Raw genomic sequence first — 16,173 nt, 5'->3', positions numbered from 1 at the left:
TTTGACGTTTTGCAATCAGGGTTAAAATCTTAAATGTGGTTCAACTAACGAGTAACAATAGCTGAACGAACAAGGAGCAGTTTGCCAGCGGCAGCTGCTCCTTGTTTTATTAAAGTAACGGGCACAGGATAGTTTAATCATTCCCGCGAATAACTTCAATTAGTGGGTTCATAAATATGTCCGTATCTCGGATCAAATTTGAAGGAGGAACAAATAAGCCGTATGGCTTCTTCTTTATAAATAACTTGTTGGGCTCAAACAAAATAATCAATACATTTTTATTGTGAAACGATAAATGAAGTGATAAAATCAAAAATGAGGTGAAATAAATGAAAAAAGAGACGCTCTTTTTAAAAGTTGTTCTGGTTGTTATGGCAATTCCTGCATTGGTGATGTGTTTTTATGGACTCCCAGCGATGGCGCATAGTATGATGCCGGATTTCCCGGATATTAAAGTTTATCTTTCCGCTTTGGCTGCGTATGTGGCGTCTATTGCGTATTCATTTACGCTACTTCAGGCATTTAAGCTTCTCAGGTACATCGATACAAATACCGCTTTTTCGCAAACCTCTGTTTTAGCGCTTAAGAAAATAAAGCGAGCGGCGGTTGTCGTATCACTCATGTTTGCATGTAATCTCCCGCTTTTCTACTTTGTAGCTGACGGCGCAGAAGCACCTGGCGTCATGGTCATCGGGCTATTTATAACCTGTGCGCCAGTCGTAATCGCAGTATTTGCCGCAGTTCTTGAGAAACTGCTCAAAAACGCGATCGAGCTCAAAGAAGAACAGGAGTTGACCGTATGATAGTGGTTAACATTGACGTCATGCTTGCAAAGCGGAAAATGAGCGTTACTGAGCTATCAGAGAAAGTCGGCATTACAATGGCGAACCTGTCGATACTTAAAAACGGAAAAGCCAAAGCCATTCGAATCTCAACACTCGAAGCGATCTGCAAAGCACTCGATTGCCAGCCTGGAGATATTCTCGAGTATCGGCAGGATTGAATAAAATAAAAAAAAACCGCCGTACGTCGTAGATGTAAGTAATGATGAAGAGTTCGAAAGCTATATCAATCCTAACGACTACATAGCCTTCGCCTTTGAGGCTAACGGCAATATGACACTATACCATAAGAATAACTCATCAATAATAATGCTTGCTCATGACCATTGTTTTGAGCACATTAAACCCCCGAAATATAGACGAATCATTTTGCCCCCTTCTGCGCTCCTGAAATGGTGGTAGATTCACTTTTGAAGATTGCTAAATTGAATTCTAAGATATAGAAGTGGAGTTTTAGGCTGAAAACTTGATTTACTAACGGAAACAATAGCTGAACGATCAAGGAGCAGTTTGCCAGCGGCAGCTGCTCCTTGTTTCGTTAAAGTAACGGGCAGTTTAGTTGAATAGACAGAAATGATAAAATAAAGAAAACTAAGGACGTTTTGACATTCTCTTATTTAAAGGAGCGCACTTATGATGCTTAAAAAAGATAATACTGTAATTGGTTTTATTGGTACTGGCGTAATGGGTAAAAGCATGGCCGGTCATCTGTTGAAGGCAGGATATTCTTTATTGGTTTATAATCGGACAAAAAGTCGGTCAGATGAACTGATCACTCAAGGCGCAGTTTGGAAGGATACTGTAGCGGAGGTAGTTTCACAAGCAAATGTTGTTATTACTATGGTGGGATATCCTAAAGATGTGGAAGAAATCTATTTTGGACAAGACGGAATCATATCTAATGCAAAAGCAGGCACATATGTCATAGATATGACAACATCTACACCATCATTGGCGAGAAGAATTTATTTGGAATCGAAAAATAATGGAATTTACGCAGTTGACGCGCCGGTTTCCGGCGGCGATATTGGGGCAAGAGAAGCCAGATTAGCGATCATGGTTGGTGGAGACGCTTCTGCTTTCGAAGCACTGCTTCCGATTTTTCAAATCATCGGAAAGAATATCCAATTGCAAGGCGATTCAGGTGCCGGACAACATACAAAGATGTGCAACCAAATTGCAATAGCATCCACTATGATCGGTGTCTGTGAAGCGATCGTATATGCTGAAAGAGCTGGACTTGATCCTGATACCGTATTGAAAAGCATAGAAACCGGAGCAGCCGGGAGCTGGTCATTAAGTAATCTGGGACCGCGAATGATCAACGGAAACTTCGAGCCCGGCTTTTATGTCAAACACTTCATCAAAGATATGGGAATTGCTCTTGATGCTGCCAAAGAAATGGGATTATTAACACCCGGGCTTGAATTAGCCAAATCATTATATGATGAGCTTGCAAGCAAAGGAGAAGAGAACAGCGGCACTCAAGCATTGTACAAGCTTTTGGCAGGAGAGGTTTAATATTGCAAGTACTTTATTTCTGTCGGTTGACAAGTACATTGGTTTTCCGGTGGCAACTGCTGGGATGCTACCAAAATTACGGTAGACGATCGGAGGATCAGCTGCCGTTTTTGCAAATTCAATAAACTTCATTGCGAGGGATAAACATGAAAGACTTATTGGGAAAAGTCATATTAATTACAGGCGCCACCTCAGGCATTGGGCGTGCGACTGCCGAATTACTTGCATTAAAAGGAGCCAAAGTCGTCGTTAACTTTCGTTCAGACGAGAATCGCGCGGTGGAAGTCGTTAACCATATTCGGGAAATAGGCGGGGAGGCCTTGTCCGTACAGGCCGATGTTACCCAAAAAGAACAAGTCGATAAGATGGTTGAGCAAGTCATTTCAACCTTCGGGAAGATAGATGTTTTAGTCAATAATGCTGCAGGGGGTATACGTCAAAGTACTTTTATGGATGCCAGCGAAAAATTATGGGAAGAAAATTATAAATTGAATATCATTAGCGTCCTATTGTGTTCACAAGCAGTATTAAAGCACATGATTCCAAAAGAGAAAGGTAAGATAATAAATATTTCTTCAACGGCAGCCCGTTACGGTGGCGCGGGAGAAAGTATTCATTATGCTTCTGCCAAAGGAGCATTAAATACGATGACAATCGGAATGTCCCGAGAATTAATAGAATACGGAATCATTGTTAACGGAGTTGCGCCAGGTGTGGTCGATACGCCGTTTCATCAAAAATTTGCGCCAGAAGACGATCGAATTGCTCGAATGTCTGCCTCCATACCCATTAAACGAGTAGCACAGCCCATTGAGATCGCGGAATGTATAAGTTTTCTTTCATCAGATGCCTCGAATTACATATTAGGAGAAATCATAAATGTTAGTGGTGGTCGATGAGTCATTATTGGCTATCTATTGTTAATTACTCACAGGCAACTCCGTCGCCATCACGATCTAACTTTCTGCTATATCCAGGGTCGCCCTCATAAATCGGATCTGCACCTGCTGCTCTAACTGCAGTACAGTTTTTATAATAGACCTCTGTAGATGGTTGTGCTGCTGGTTTCTTCGTTGGTGTTGTTGAATCTTTTGAAGTAGAGCTGCTGTTTTTAGTCGAGATAACCGTGTTTTTCTTAGCTGATTCAGGATTAGAAGAACTCTTCCCGCCGTCAAGTACAAACAATACTCTCGTGCCGTCCGAATAACCCTCCAATTTATTGCCAACCCATGAGCCTGATCCACGATTGTCGGAAGGGTGGACATAAGCAATGTCTGCTCCATCTCCGCCCTCTGCACACATAGCCATTGGCCACTCGTCCCGATCATAGCCTTTCTTAGTCGGAATACCGGCCAATGACTCATCTCGATTTTCATCCGCGCCGGAACGATCAATGGTGCAAACGGAGGCTTCTCCATGATTGATTGCATTTTTAATATGTGCTGCTGTCTCCGGGTATTTTTCAGCAGGGAAGACAATTTTGATATCATATGATTCTTGTTTCTTATTCGCAGTTGTGTCTGCTGCTGCAGTCTCTTGTTTTGTTGGTTCTGAAGAAACTGGCTCTTCTTTACTCTCTTTAGGAGTAACGGGAGTGGAAGGAATGGACTGCTTTACTGGAGTCGTGGTTTCCTTTACAGTCGTATTACCTGCCGACGCTAACTGAGGCGTGGTTTCATTACCGTCAGGGAACATATTGCCCAATACAGGTAAGAAGCAAATAAATGCCCATATTAGAGCGAAGACTCGGACTGTAGGACTAATCCGCTTCCAATTAAAAATAATCATGATGTAAGGAATACATATCCAACCTAATACTTTCAGAAACCGCACAATAAAATCCCCCTGTTTGTAATTCTCATTGACCATTCTACTACAGGAGTGTATACCTGACGATTGCAATATTTGTAAAAAAAAGACTTATCTTCAATGGAATTATATAGTATATACTCATTTGTGGTTTATTTCACAAATAATGGTTAATAGGAAGAAAAGATCTGCTTGATGGATGGGTTTCGCGTTCATGAGCATATCAAGGGATGGACATAAAGAAACGGCAGCCAGCATCATGGTTGCCGTTTTGCTATACTCTATGTTCCAGTCAGCAGCGATTATCGTCTATTGCATTGCCGGTATGTCCACAATAGAAATGTGCGTGCGGTGTCAAACCATCGACCGTAGTGCAACCTTCGAAATAATGATAATGACCGCCGCCGGACAGCGGCAGGGCAGGGCCTGTCGTACCTTTAATCGTGTGCTTATGTCCGCTGTTTACGGAAGTTACCGTGCAGTAATAGTGGCAGTGCTGTACGCCGGAAGGTGCAGGTTCCGTTGTGCCGGCATACTGATGATGATGACCGATTTCCACTGAAGTGACTCCTGAGAAATCATGTACATGCATCGGTCTGCCATCCCAGCTGGTCAAGTAGAGAATGTGAGTATGGTCCTCATCGGAATTGCCGTTATGCACAATGAAACCGGTAATCGGGATATCCATCGTTCTTCCATCTCCTTTTAACTTATCATTCTATATCTATATGATAGAGAGAAGGAGGACTCTTCAAGGCGCATGCGGGATTTCGATATAATTAGAGATTCACGCTTAAAAAAAAAGCCCCGAAAAGGGGCTTAGGAAAATAATTAGTCTTCTTCTTCGTGATCATGGTCTTCATGATCGCGACCTTCATGTTGACCGTGATCGTCATCATGGTGACCGTCACGCTCTCCGCGAGCGTAATGCTTTTGATGTTTCTTCGCTTGCTGCTCTTTATGAGCTTTCTGCCAAGCTTCTTGCAGCGCTTTTTTCTTAGCGATCAGCGCTTTTTTCTGCTCTTTTTGCGTTAGCTGATCCTTATTTGCGATTTGTTCCTTCTGATTATCTTGCTTCTTTTGCACGTTTTGAACTTTAGCATTGTCTTTGTTATCATCTTTTTCTTGTTCGTATTTCAAAACATCAGGTCGATTCGTCAATTTGATTTCGAATTTGATTGTCACCTTGGCCGGTTCGACAGCAAAATGCTTGAACAGCGCATCCAATACTTGCTGCTTACTCATGTTTTCTTGCAACTTGACGGCATCGAGAAACTGTTGGATAAAAAGTGCCGCTTCGCTGCCTGTCAGGTGGTTTTCTTGATCGTGGCCGCGGTTTATTTCTACCTTGGACTCAACCTTCGCTTGTTCTCGTTCGAGCTCAATTTCAATCTTTAGGCCATTGCCGGCGATTTTAATATCCAAGTCGTTCAGCTGATCGATCTTGATCGGTCCTTTGCTCGCACTCGGTTGAGCATTCGAGGATTTAGGCGTTGCTGCAGCCTTTGGAGGGACAACGTATGTGTCGCTTGCAGTAGTCGGTTTGTCCACCGTAGTTGCAGACGAATCATGATCCGCGTATGCGACGAATCCATATGAAAGTATGATTGAGCATAGTGCCCCGATTAGCATATAGGCAATTTTCTTCTTCAAAAATAGTCCTCCTTCAAATTTGCAGTTTTGTGGTTCTTGGCAGCCAGTATAGGAATTCGTCATGTAAGTTTGATTTTGGTCCGTACAGGGCTTAATCCTGAAATGAAAAGCGCCCCAAGCTATGGGTTTTTGGGACAACCAATATAGAAGATTCTGCATATGATAGTTCATCTCCGTTCAGAGAAGAGGTGAATTTATGCCTACAGTGATTAACTATAATAGGGCTAGATTAAACAACATTACCAATGGAACAGTTGTAACACTTACACCGGCAGTGTCACCGTATTTATTATTAACAATGGGAATTTACGTCGCTGCTCCAGTATCATTTCTTGAAATTATGTCCTCAGTCGGCTTTGAAACACCACTTGATGATGCGTTTGTCACTGTGAGAGTGGATGTTGACTCCGTAACTCGAGGTGCGAGCGATGTTTTTATTGCTACACCAAACTCGCAGCAATTGACATTCCACACGATTCTTGAAAACTTGACGGTAGGTCATCACGTTATCCAATTATTTGCTTCGACTGAAGAAGGTGATATAGGAATTGATGGTCCGGTAACTATGTCTGCCTGGGTGCTCGCTTAAACTCCTTTTTATTGTGAAGAAAAGAAACAAAAGGAGCAGTTACTAGAGCTGCTCCTTTTTGTTTCTAAAGTCCATAATAAGGAATGAATGGCCAGCATAGTTTTACATCGGCCTCTTGATTTGAATAAATGGATAGGCATGGCCATCGATTTCATGTTTTGAGAATAAATAAGGGCTGCCATCGGCAGCCCTTATTACTATCAGCTTTCGCCGAGTCGCGCGTATAGGATGTAATCCACGGGCTTCGGCTGCGCTCCGCTCTGGCGGAGCGCAGTGTTAATCTGGCCACGGTGGTACTGACCGTGCAAGGCGACATGGATCAATATGTCCCCAGTCGTCGTCTCAAACGGTGCCCCGACTTGACTGCGATATGCGACGAACTTGTCTAGTTCCTCTTCGGACACGGCGTCGAGCAAAGCCTCAAAACCAATTCCGTTTGCTTCGATCAGCGCTGCGCAGTCGAGCGAATCCGCATCATCCACCCATATCGGGATGCCCTCGCTGCTCTCGCCGCGCAGCCGGGTCAGCCAGACGCGCTCCGCTTGGAGCACGTGTAGAAACAGCCGCGTTGCCTTACTCGCTTCATCCACCGGCGCGGCTTGCAGTCCCTCAATCAGCTGGCGGTTTGCCCAATCCATATGCGCGAATAATTTTCGAATGGTTTGCATGTCAGTTCGACCTCCATTACGTTTATTCTACAATTCATTTTCACATAAACAAAATATAGATTTAATAAAATCCACCAAGTCCTTTTATATACTTGAGTTGTTTTGATATGGCGAACAACAAGGACTGGGTGGTAGAGATACAATGTTAAAAAAACGTGATTTGCATGAATGCCATTTGCTGTATACCTTAATGATGGATCCTGCCGTTTTTTCTTACGTTCGCCACAAATGCCAATGTTATGAAGAATATTTATTCATAACCAAACAATTGATTGTTGAAGAAGAACGGGGGACTTGTATTTCCAGAACCATTCTTGATGAAATGGGACATCCCATTGGAACGATAGAGCTATATGATATGATGAATAAAACAGGGTTCTTAGCCACATGGATTGGAGCTCCTTATTTTGGAATAGGGTATAACCAACAAGCGAAGGCGTCCTTTCTGACTGAACTATTTCATGAACATCATCTCGAAACAGTATATTTGAAAATCCGAAAACAAAATATCCGATCGAAGAAGGCTGTTGAGAAACTGCCATATGCCAAATTAGCGAATGATCTGAACCCTGAGCTCTATAAATCGATCAATCGTTCGCAGCAGATCTATGATTTGTATCAGGTGGGGCGGTTAGACTTTATAGAATACAGGAAAGACAAGCAACATGAGGTTGCTATGTAACTGAGGGAGCGGAGATCATGGAAATCACAGGTGAGAAAGTGTTACTTCGGGAGTACATGGCAGACGATTTTCCATTCTACAGTGAATTAGAACAACATGAACATACGTACAAATACGAAAGTCGTCGTCCGGATCCGAAGCAAATCAAAGAGAATTTCGATACGATTTTATCCGATGCTGAGGCCGATCCGCGTGTCCTATATGCATTCTTACTATGTGATAAATTCGATTTGCGTCCTATTGGCAGAGTCAGAATAAAATTAAACTGGGCCGAAATAAACGAATGGGAAATGGGTTGGGCACTACATCCTGATTATTGGAAAAAAGGATATGCAACCGATGCAGCAAAAGCGCTAATTGACTTTGCCTTTAACAAACTAGGTGTCCACCGAGTAGTGGCTTACGCCAACGCCGAGAACGAACTATCGGAACAAGTCATGATTAGAGCCGGAATGAATAGGGATGGCATACTAAGGGAAACAAGATTTTGCAATCAGAAGTGGTGCAATGAAGTTATATATTCCATTCTGGAAAGCGACTTGAAAAGGTAGCAGCAAATAAAATGCTTGACCTGGAGTTAACTCCAAGTGCGATAATATCGAATGCATGGATGCCAGAAAAGAAATCCTAATTGAGCAGCGTCAGCAGCTCTTCGCCAAAATGGAAGAGATGACGAAGGTGTTGGCGCGCATGGATGATAAAATTGCTAGGTACGAACAGACCATCGTTGAAAAGGAAAAACATTAAATCGGTGATCGAAGTTACACGGTTGACCAAATAACGACAACGCATCAACAGAATTCAACAATTTACGTCCCTTTACAGATATTTCCTAGTCATGGACAATGAATAAGGGTTCTAATTTGTTCATGGAGCGTGATCGAGTTGTCTAAGAAGATTCTCATCCTCACAGGTGATGCCGCTGAGTCGCTGGAAGTTTATTATCCTTATTTCCGCGTGTTGGAGGAAGGGTTTGAAGCGGTTATCGCTGCCCCGAGCGTGAAGACGCTGCGAACGGTCGTTCATGATTTCGAAGGCTGGGATACGTATTCGGAAAAGCCGGGTTATCAGCTGAATTCGCATATTTCATTCTCCGAGGTTGATCCCTCTGAATATGCCGGACTTATTATCCCAGGCGGCAGGGCTCCTGAATATATTCGCTTGGACGACAACGTGCCTCGAATTGTCAGCCATTTCTTTGAAGCAGATAAGCCTGTCGGCGCGATCTGTCATGCGGCGCTTATTCTAGCCGTCGTTAACAATCGCAGCTACTTTGAGGGCCGGACCATGACCGCCTACTCGGCATGCCGTCCGGATGTTGAGGCGCTAGGCGCGACCTACGCGAAAGATACCCTTTGTGTAGACGGCAATATCATCTCCGGGCACGCTTGGCCGGATCTCCCCGGCTTCATGCGGGAGTTCTTGAAGCAAGTGAACAGTCGTTAGTCCTCGTAGACACATAGATTGTTTATTATAGAAGCTGCCTGGTGCATCGTGCCGGCAGCTTCTTTTTCGGAGTTTGGAGAATCAATGGGAGGGGGCAACGTATGAAAATCGTATATTTGCCTGTAGCATTTGGTTACAAATCGCAATGGTTTGCGATTAAGACGCGTGACACTCAGGCTGTTATAGAAGTCATGCAGCTCAAGGAGGTACAGGCTTCGAACTGGAGAACAGGAATCAATGGTGCGTACAATGGGTACTATTTTGTCACTCCACCGGTGAATGGTTGGACGCTGGTCATCAATTCGCAAATGCCTGACCTAAGTGGAGGGGAGTCTTCAACTGATCCACTAACCGTCCTTTCTGGTCTGAGCTCACGTTTCGGAGAAGCTTGTTAGTTTGGAACGCATCGAGTGGTCGAGTACCATGTCTGGGCGAAATCTGTGAATGGTACGTTAGTCCGTGGTTACGGTTACTTAGGCGAGAGTGGGGAAATCCTTCTTAATGAAGGTGAGATTAGCACAGAAGAACGCCGGCATAATCTGATTATCACGGACTTGAAAGCGGACGAGCCTGTTCTGCCAAGTGAAGAAGATGTAATGCTTATAGCCAAGCAGTGGTCAGTAAACCCACAGATGGAAGACGGCAATTATCAGACCGGGACAGGCTTTGTTGGAAGGTTGGAATAACGCCATCTCGCACTTCACATCTTGCCTAGAATAGGTGATCCGCAAACTTCGCTCAGGCGGTTTGCTTGTTGGGAAGCTCTAACGAACCGTACGGCGCTTATTTGTTCATTAATGGGTCTGAAATAATTCTAACGAACCGTAGGGGCTTTATTTGACGGTTTTTGAGTGTTTGGGGGCCGATTATCCCCAAATAACGCCTGTATGGTTCGTTAGATTCTCGAAGCCCCGATCTTCGGCCAAATAACGCCTCTACGGTTCGTTAGATTTTCGTGGAATGCAAGTACGTTGCGATTTCGGAGAACAGCTTGACGGATTACGATGTTCGTGACCTTCTTCGTATTATATTACCAGTTATCACACAATTTCAGTCATGTTGAGCTGATTACGAAATCCGAAATCACATTCTCTGCCTCGAGGCGCTCATTACGGTAATCTGCAAGGCAATAAGGATTTGAATACAGACCACTACCTACGTGGCTGATCATGCAGGCATCATTACGATGCAGGTTGAATGAGAGCTGGGGACAATTGGCTTTGTTATTTGATAGGAAGAAATGGATAAGCTAATAAGGTATGCAGCTGTTGGATTTACCGCTATCGGCCAGCATAGTGGAATAAAGGATATGTTAGGTGTAATTGGTACACGAATTTGTAAAGGATTATTGAACCCAATTATTTTAATCTCTAAATAATAGTGATACACTAGGATAGAGAAATAATTGACCGGAAAAGATGTGTGATAAGGTTTTACCCTGGCTTGCTGTGGCGCTTTAGCAGGAACGCTCACATCCTTTCTGCAAATCGTAGAGTAGAAGGACGGTAAACATGAGCAACAGACAAACGAAAACAGACGTTATCTTAATTGGTGCCGGAATCATGAGTGCTACCCTAGGTTCACTGCTTAAAGAATTGGTACCGCACTGGAACATCACAGTGCTCGAGCGGCGCGCAACTGCTGGCGAGGAAAGCTCAAACGAATGGAACAATGCAGGGACAGGACATTCTTCACTTTGCGAGCTTAACTACACTGTCGAGAAACCGGACGGATCTATAGATATCAGCAAAGCTATTAAAGTAAATGAAGAATACCAGGTGTCGAGGCAGTTTTGGTCTTATCTGGTGAACCGCAATTTGATTCGGAATCCACAAGACTTTATCGTTCCAGTACCTCATATGAGTTTTGTTCAAGGGGAACAAGACGTAGCATTTTTGAGAAAACGGTTTAAAGCATTGGAACACAATCCATTATTTGACGGGATGGAGTATTCCGAAGATCCGGCGAAGCTGAAGGAATGGATTCCGCTGATGATGAAAGACCGGAATGTCAATCAACCTATAGCGGCTACAAGAATTGAATCGGGTACGGATGTCAACTTTGGCGCTTTAACACGTATCTTGTTTGACCACTTGAAGAGTGAGAACGTTGATGTTAAATTCAACCATAACGTTGATGATATTAAACGTGCGTCTGACGGTTCATGGGAATTGAAAGTGCGCGATGTTGGAAGCGGCAAGGTCGAGCGTCAAACTGCTAAGTTCGTCTTTATCGGCGGCGGCGGCGGAAGCCTGCATTTGCTGCAGAAATCCGGTATTCCTGAAGGAAAAGGGATTGGTGGATTCCCGGTAAGCGGACTATTCATGGTGTGTCAGAACCCGGACATAGTAGCGCAGCATCGTGCCAAAGTATACGGACAAGCTCCGGTTGGTGCGCCCCCAATGTCTGTCCCGCATCTGGACACAAGGGTTATCGACAAGAAAGAGTCTCTGTTCTTCGGACCGTTCGCCGGTTTCTCACCGAAGTTCTTGAAATTCGGTTCGATGTTCGATTTGTCGTCTTCCGTTAAAGGACATAATCTCGTGACGATGATGGCAGCTGGCGTGAAGAACGTTTCACTGACCACCTACCTAATTAAGCAAGTTATGTTATCCAAAGAAAAACGCATGGAAGCATTGCGGGAATTTGTTCCGAATGCAAACAGCGCAGATTGGGAATTACTAGTTGCAGGCCAGCGTGTTCAAATTATTAAAGATACTGCGGCAGGCAAAGGAACGCTTCAATTTGGTACGGAAGTCATTAGTGCCGCTGACGGCTCCATTGCAGCATTGCTTGGTGCTTCACCAGGTGCTTCTACAGCGGTTTCCGTTATGCTTGAAGTGATTAAGAAATGCTTCCCCGAACATAATAAAGAGTGGGAGCCGAAGATCAAAGAAATGATTCCTTCTTATGGCGTGTCCCTGTTGAAAAATCCGGAGTTAATCCGTCAACATCAGCTTTCAACAGCGCGGGCGCTTGGTCTTAGCGAGAAGGTATCGTTGCAGGCATCGCACTAAACCATATGAAACAACAACGAAGCAGCCGAAATTATTCGGCTGCTTTTTTCTTGGCTTGTGGGACCAAGCCGCGTATCTAATCGAATGAAGCCGAAGGGGAAGTACCCTTTTCAAGGAATTGAAGCTGCTCAGGCGTTAGCAATAGATCCCCTGCGGCACAGCTGTCGCGCATATTGTCCGGTGTCTTTGAGCCGATAATTGGGAATACAGAGAATGGCTGCGAAGTCAGATAGGCTAGAGCAATAACCGTTCCGGTTGTCCCAAGCTCGTTTGCCAGTAGTTGTACGCGATCCAAAAGATCAAAACAGCGATCGTTAAAGAAGTTCCTCTCTACATGTGCTGCGCTTCCATGTGTACCCGCTGCTTTCCCTCGCGCATACCTGCCGCTGAAGAAGCCGTTCGCCTGAGATGAGAATGGGATAACGGCTAGGCCGCTTTCCGTATAGTAGCGACTGTCTGCTTCGAGATCATCGTTCGCGGAGCCGGTATAATAACCAGCTAAATTCCAATAAGGTTGATTCGCAACAAAAGGAGTCAAACCGTTGGCAGTCGCATAGCTCTGCGCTTGCTTAATCCGTTCCACGGTCCAATGCGAGCAGCCGATATGACGGATTTTACCTGCTTGGACTTGGCTGTGGAGTGTCTCCATAATTTCTTCAACCGGTCTGCTTGGCTCATCGCGATGGAGCCAGTAAAGGTCGATATAGTCGGTTCGAAGCAGCTTTAAACTTTCATCAATCTCCTGATGAAGCACGTCTCGCCCAAGTCTTGCTTGATGCGGCGTCTCCTCCTCCGGATGACCGCCCTTGGTGGCTAGAACAAGCTTATTGCGGTTGCCTCGCTCCTGCATCCATTCGCCAAGCCGTGTCTCGGTTAAACTTCGCCCGATTCCCAGCCAGTTATCATATGAATGAGCAGTGTCGATAAAGTTGCCCCCAAGCTCTAGATAGAGATCAATCAGACGGAACGCATCCTCGCGAGACATTCCTCCCCCGAACCCACCTGTACCCATGCAGATGACAGAGGCATTTAACGTTGTACCAGGTATTTCTCTATAACGCATTCCCCTCATTACCTCCCCATAAATGCTCATTCAATACCTTTGAGAATGCCATGTTCCGCTGGGGATGGCAATGTACAATAAACGAATGGAGGCATCCTTCTTGAAATATAACAATATAAATAGTCTGCATAACGATTTAAATTTATTGAAAAACAATAAATAATGTGTTAAATTCAAAATGAGAATATTGAAGTGAGGTGCATCTAATGGAACGAGGTTCAACGCTATTCTTAAAGGTAACTGTTTTTCTGATCGGAATTCCGATTCTTGCCATTTGCATATTTGTGATACCGGAGATCGCCAATTATATTGCAGAATTGTATCCAGATCATACTTATTTGAAATTTCTGGTCTTCGTTGATCTGTACGCAACTGTGATCCCGTATTACTTTGCGCTGTATCAGGCTTTCAAACTGTTAAGCTATATTGACAAGAACCAAGCTTTCTCGGATTTATCTGTCGATGCTTTGAAGAAAATCAAAACTTGTGCGCTCTCGATCAGTGCCTTATTTATATTGGGAATGCCCCTCTTTTACCTCTTTGCAGAGAGAGACGATTCCCCCGGAGTTATTGTAATCGGGATGGCGATTATATTTGCTTCCATGGTGATTGCGGTTTTCGCGGCTGTTCTTCAGAAGCTGTTGAGAAATGCCATAGATATCAAATCAGAAAACGACCTAACGGTCTGAGGTGAATAACATGGCGATCATAATAAATATTGATGTGATGTTGGCGAAGCGGAAAATGAGCGTAACGGAGCTTTCGGAGAGGGTCGGAATTACGATGGCGAACCTGTCCATATTGAAGAATGGAAAGGCTAAAGCGATTCGTATTTCCACTTTGGAGGCGATTTGTAAAGCTTTAGACTGTCAACCCGGAGATATTCTAGAATACAAAATGGACGAATAATGAGAAAGGCCTTGCTGCAACTCGTTCGTTTTGGCTGGGAGCAGGCATGGTCATGCCTGTTTCCCGTTGTTATTTTCGCTTCGCTGGCTTTAACGCAGATGATCCAGATTCCTTGGCTTCCAAGGTATGATTTGCTGCTGCTCATCTGCCTCGCCATGCAGTGGTGGATGGTTCATTCCGGTCTTGAATCGCGCGATGAAGTTAAGGTTATTACCTTGTTTCATTTGATAGGGTTGGCACTTGAACTATTTAAAGTTCATATGGGTTCATGGTCGTACCCAGGGGAAGGGTATACGAAGGTGTTTGGCGTTCCGTTATACAGCGGCTTTATGTATGCGAGCGTTGCGAGTTATCTATGCCAAGCCTGGCGTCGGATGGACGTCGAGCTGGTAAGATGGCCGCCGTTCCCGGTGGTGGTCACGCTTGCTGGCCTGATTTATTTAAACTTTTTCACTCACCATTATTGGATCGATGTTCGTTGGTGGTTGTCAGCACTTGTTCTTCTCGTATTTTGGCGGACTTGGGTTACCTATGAGGTTGGTGGAACAAGATACCGGATGCCGCTCGCGCCTTCATTTCTGCTGATCGGATTCTTTATCTGGATCGCCGAGAATGTCGCAACTTTCTTTGGAGCATGGGAATATCCGGATCAAGCCAGATCGTGGCGAATCGTACATTTCGGAAAAGTGAGCTCATGGCTGCTGCTTGTCATTGTCAGCTTTCTGATTGTAGCGACTTTGAAGCGGGTGAAAGACCGGCAAGCCCCAAGTAGGACAAAATAGTTCCATATCGAAGGCCAGGTGGAGCATTCGCTCTTCCTGGCCTTTATGCTAATGCCGAATATATCTCCGCACGCCGATGCTTGCAGCTACTGCTTGGGAGTTTGGCCATCTGGTTGTATTGTAGTACAGGCGTATATCGGCCGGAGCATATTGGGACAAATGATAGAAATCGGGATATACGAACCGATCTTCCAGATAGGCCGATTTCGTTGCATCTTGGATGCGGCGTTTATTCAACGATGCGATGATGCCTTCTCCACTCTTAATGCCAATTCCGTGCCCGAAATACAGATCGTCGCTCAACTTGATGACATTTTCACCTTGCCATTCCATTTTATCTGGATTGACATCCGGGTTCTTGAAGTATAACACGTCACCTGGCTGTGCATTCGCGCTGGGGCCGTCTTCGTTAATCAGCCCAAGGTCGCTGTCAGCTTCCCAGGAATACAGGTACAATTTCTGAAACAACCGATTGAATGGACCTTCTCCGAGCGTATCCAGAACGGCTTTGTACAAAACGATGATGATGGCTGTCGCACATTCAAAGCCGTATTTTTTCCCATTCGAGAAAATATCTTGGATGGCTTCGGCTGGCATAACGTTTTCCTTGAGCTGAAATCCTCCTTCACTCGTTAGCGTCCAGTACGCCTCATTACAAAACGACTTCTTAAACGTCGCGAATCCCGCTGGGCTGCTTTGCAAGTCCCTGGCTGCCGCGATAATATTCGACCGTAAGGTCGGTTCAAACTGCATGTCGGCTCTGCCTCCTCATCATGCTCAAAATGCCTATTGCATTGTATGGGCAAAGGAGAATGCTTGTGCGTTAGCGCAACAATTGATGCCGACTTTTCTCTATTTGCGGCCTATGGTGATGGCTCCGAAGATTTTTCCGAGCAAGCCGGAGGCAGGCGGTTCGGGATCTTTAATTCCCCAGGTTAAGCCAAACAGGATTGGAGCCCACCGGCAGAAATTCGGCTTCCCCAGTCCGTATATCTCCTTTAATGAATAGGGGTATAAGGATGGTTACCTATAAATGTAACACGATTGAAATCCTATTTTCATCTCGGTTTAATGAAGTGTATCTATAATAGAACTCAACCCCCTTTTAAAATATACACTTTAGACCCGCAGCCCGTTGTTGCGGGTCTCTTTTTGTTTATTGGCAATACACACAAAGAAGCAGGTGATTATC

General features: G+C 44.6%; 21 protein-coding genes and 1 pseudogene. 15 read left to right on the top strand and 7 right to left on the bottom strand.

What is annotated here, in order from left to right; translation table 11 throughout:
• Positions 1-329: 329 nt before the first annotated feature.
• The 4 genes from AC506A_RS15130 (at position 330) to AC506A_RS15115 (ending at position 3,262) form a co-directional block, all read left to right on the top strand.
• Positions 330-803, top strand: a complete 474-nt coding sequence (locus AC506A_RS15130) for a DUF2975 domain-containing protein (RefSeq protein WP_495461811.1) — start codon at positions 330-332, stop codon at positions 801-803.
• The gene (locus AC506A_RS15125; protein WP_113035934.1) at positions 800-1,003 is read left to right on the top strand and encodes a helix-turn-helix domain-containing protein; all 204 of its coding nucleotides are present in this window, start codon (positions 800-802) and stop codon (positions 1,001-1,003) included. The genes AC506A_RS15130 and AC506A_RS15125 overlap by 4 nt, the downstream gene beginning before the upstream one ends.
• A gap of 475 nt (positions 1,004-1,478) precedes the next feature.
• Entirely contained in the window at positions 1,479-2,363 is an 885-nt protein-coding gene (locus AC506A_RS15120; RefSeq protein WP_495461915.1) for an NAD(P)-dependent oxidoreductase, read from the top strand.
• A 146-nt stretch (positions 2,364-2,509) separates the two neighbouring features.
• Complete coding sequence (locus AC506A_RS15115; RefSeq protein ID WP_495461810.1) at positions 2,510-3,262, top strand: SDR family NAD(P)-dependent oxidoreductase; 753 nt, start codon at positions 2,510-2,512, stop codon at positions 3,260-3,262.
• Positions 3,263-3,287: 25 nt separating this feature from the next.
• Here the strand turns inward: AC506A_RS15115 and AC506A_RS15110 are convergent, their stop codons facing one another.
• From AC506A_RS15110 to AC506A_RS15095, 4 genes and pseudogenes are all read right to left on the bottom strand, one after another.
• Positions 3,288-3,548 (bottom strand): excalibur calcium-binding domain-containing protein, encoded by a 261-nt coding sequence (locus AC506A_RS15110; RefSeq protein WP_495461914.1) that lies wholly within the window; start codon positions 3,546-3,548, stop codon positions 3,288-3,290.
• A pseudogene (locus AC506A_RS15105) lies at positions 3,537-3,968 on the bottom strand (NucA/NucB deoxyribonuclease domain-containing protein); the annotation flags it as partial. The gene AC506A_RS15110 and the pseudogene AC506A_RS15105, both read right to left, overlap by 12 nt.
• Before the next feature lie 496 nt (positions 3,969-4,464).
• Positions 4,465-4,860 (bottom strand): YmaF family protein, encoded by a 396-nt coding sequence (locus tag AC506A_RS15100; protein ID WP_495461809.1) that lies wholly within the window; start codon positions 4,858-4,860, stop codon positions 4,465-4,467.
• A 143-nt stretch (positions 4,861-5,003) separates the two neighbouring features.
• Complete coding sequence (locus AC506A_RS15095) at positions 5,004-5,984, bottom strand: YusW family protein (RefSeq protein WP_495461808.1); 981 nt, start codon at positions 5,982-5,984, stop codon at positions 5,004-5,006.
• Positions 5,985-6,021: 37 nt separating this feature from the next.
• On the opposite strand from AC506A_RS15095, the gene AC506A_RS15090 reads away from it, so the two are divergent.
• The gene (locus AC506A_RS15090) at positions 6,022-6,414 is read left to right on the top strand and encodes a hypothetical protein (RefSeq protein WP_495461807.1); all 393 of its coding nucleotides are present in this window, start codon (positions 6,022-6,024) and stop codon (positions 6,412-6,414) included.
• A gap of 200 nt (positions 6,415-6,614) precedes the next feature.
• Here the strand turns inward: AC506A_RS15090 and AC506A_RS15085 are convergent, their stop codons facing one another.
• Positions 6,615-7,082 (bottom strand): DinB family protein, encoded by a 468-nt coding sequence (locus AC506A_RS15085; RefSeq protein WP_495461806.1) that lies wholly within the window; start codon positions 7,080-7,082, stop codon positions 6,615-6,617.
• 142 nt (positions 7,083-7,224) lie between these two features.
• Here AC506A_RS15085 and AC506A_RS15080 point away from each other — a divergent pair, with 142 nt between their 5' ends.
• The 7 genes from AC506A_RS15080 to AC506A_RS15050 all read left to right on the top strand — a co-directional run bounded on the left by AC506A_RS15080 (position 7,225) and on the right by AC506A_RS15050 (position 12,227).
• Positions 7,225-7,764 carry a GNAT family N-acetyltransferase gene (locus AC506A_RS15080; RefSeq protein WP_495461805.1) on the top strand — a complete coding sequence of 180 codons (540 nt, stop codon included), beginning with the start codon at positions 7,225-7,227 and terminating at the stop codon, positions 7,762-7,764.
• Between the two features lie 17 nt (positions 7,765-7,781).
• Positions 7,782-8,315 carry a GNAT family N-acetyltransferase gene (locus AC506A_RS15075; RefSeq protein ID WP_495461804.1) on the top strand — a complete coding sequence of 178 codons (534 nt, stop codon included), beginning with the start codon at positions 7,782-7,784 and terminating at the stop codon, positions 8,313-8,315.
• A 55-nt stretch (positions 8,316-8,370) separates the two neighbouring features.
• Entirely contained in the window at positions 8,371-8,511 is a 141-nt protein-coding gene (locus AC506A_RS15070; RefSeq protein WP_495461803.1) for a hypothetical protein, read from the top strand.
• Between the two features lie 138 nt (positions 8,512-8,649).
• The gene (locus AC506A_RS15065; protein ID WP_495461802.1) at positions 8,650-9,210 is read left to right on the top strand and encodes a DJ-1/PfpI family protein; all 561 of its coding nucleotides are present in this window, start codon (positions 8,650-8,652) and stop codon (positions 9,208-9,210) included.
• 101 nt (positions 9,211-9,311) lie between these two features.
• Positions 9,312-9,605 carry a hypothetical protein gene (locus AC506A_RS15060; RefSeq protein ID WP_495461801.1) on the top strand — a complete coding sequence of 98 codons (294 nt, stop codon included), beginning with the start codon at positions 9,312-9,314 and terminating at the stop codon, positions 9,603-9,605.
• A gap of 15 nt (positions 9,606-9,620) precedes the next feature.
• The gene (locus tag AC506A_RS15055) at positions 9,621-9,896 is read left to right on the top strand and encodes a hypothetical protein (RefSeq protein ID WP_495461800.1); all 276 of its coding nucleotides are present in this window, start codon (positions 9,621-9,623) and stop codon (positions 9,894-9,896) included.
• Between the two features lie 825 nt (positions 9,897-10,721).
• Positions 10,722-12,227: a malate:quinone oxidoreductase gene (locus AC506A_RS15050; RefSeq protein WP_495461799.1), complete on the top strand. Its 1,506-nt coding sequence runs from the start codon at positions 10,722-10,724 to the stop codon at positions 12,225-12,227.
• 76 nt (positions 12,228-12,303) lie between these two features.
• Here AC506A_RS15050 and AC506A_RS15045 read toward each other — a convergent pair whose 3' ends face one another.
• Entirely contained in the window at positions 12,304-13,290 is a 987-nt protein-coding gene (locus tag AC506A_RS15045) for an aldo/keto reductase (protein ID WP_495461798.1), read from the bottom strand.
• A gap of 206 nt (positions 13,291-13,496) precedes the next feature.
• Here AC506A_RS15045 and AC506A_RS15040 point away from each other — a divergent pair, with 206 nt between their 5' ends.
• From AC506A_RS15040 to AC506A_RS15030, 3 genes are read left to right on the top strand one after another with little or no spacing between them, the layout of a single operon-like run.
• On the top strand, positions 13,497-13,979 hold the full coding sequence (locus tag AC506A_RS15040; RefSeq protein WP_495461797.1) for a DUF2975 domain-containing protein: 483 nt from the start codon (positions 13,497-13,499) through the stop codon (positions 13,977-13,979).
• A 10-nt stretch (positions 13,980-13,989) separates the two neighbouring features.
• A complete protein-coding gene (locus tag AC506A_RS15035; RefSeq protein ID WP_495461796.1) occupies positions 13,990-14,199 on the top strand; it encodes a helix-turn-helix domain-containing protein in 210 nt (69 codons plus the stop codon).
• Positions 14,199-14,981 (top strand): DUF817 domain-containing protein, encoded by a 783-nt coding sequence (locus tag AC506A_RS15030; protein ID WP_495461795.1) that lies wholly within the window; start codon positions 14,199-14,201, stop codon positions 14,979-14,981. The genes AC506A_RS15035 and AC506A_RS15030 overlap by 1 nt, the downstream gene beginning before the upstream one ends.
• 48 nt (positions 14,982-15,029) lie before the next feature.
• On the opposite strand, the gene tgl is transcribed toward AC506A_RS15030, so the two are convergent.
• Positions 15,030-15,734 (bottom strand): spore coat transglutaminase TGL, encoded by a 705-nt coding sequence (gene tgl / locus AC506A_RS15025; RefSeq protein ID WP_495461794.1) that lies wholly within the window; start codon positions 15,732-15,734, stop codon positions 15,030-15,032.
• Between the last annotated feature and the right edge of the window lie 439 nt (positions 15,735-16,173).

Source organism: Paenibacillus sp. N22P23 (assembly GCF_059383735.1).
Note: the sequence above shows the minus strand (reverse complement) of the source record. Positions and strands in the feature narration are given on the sequence as shown.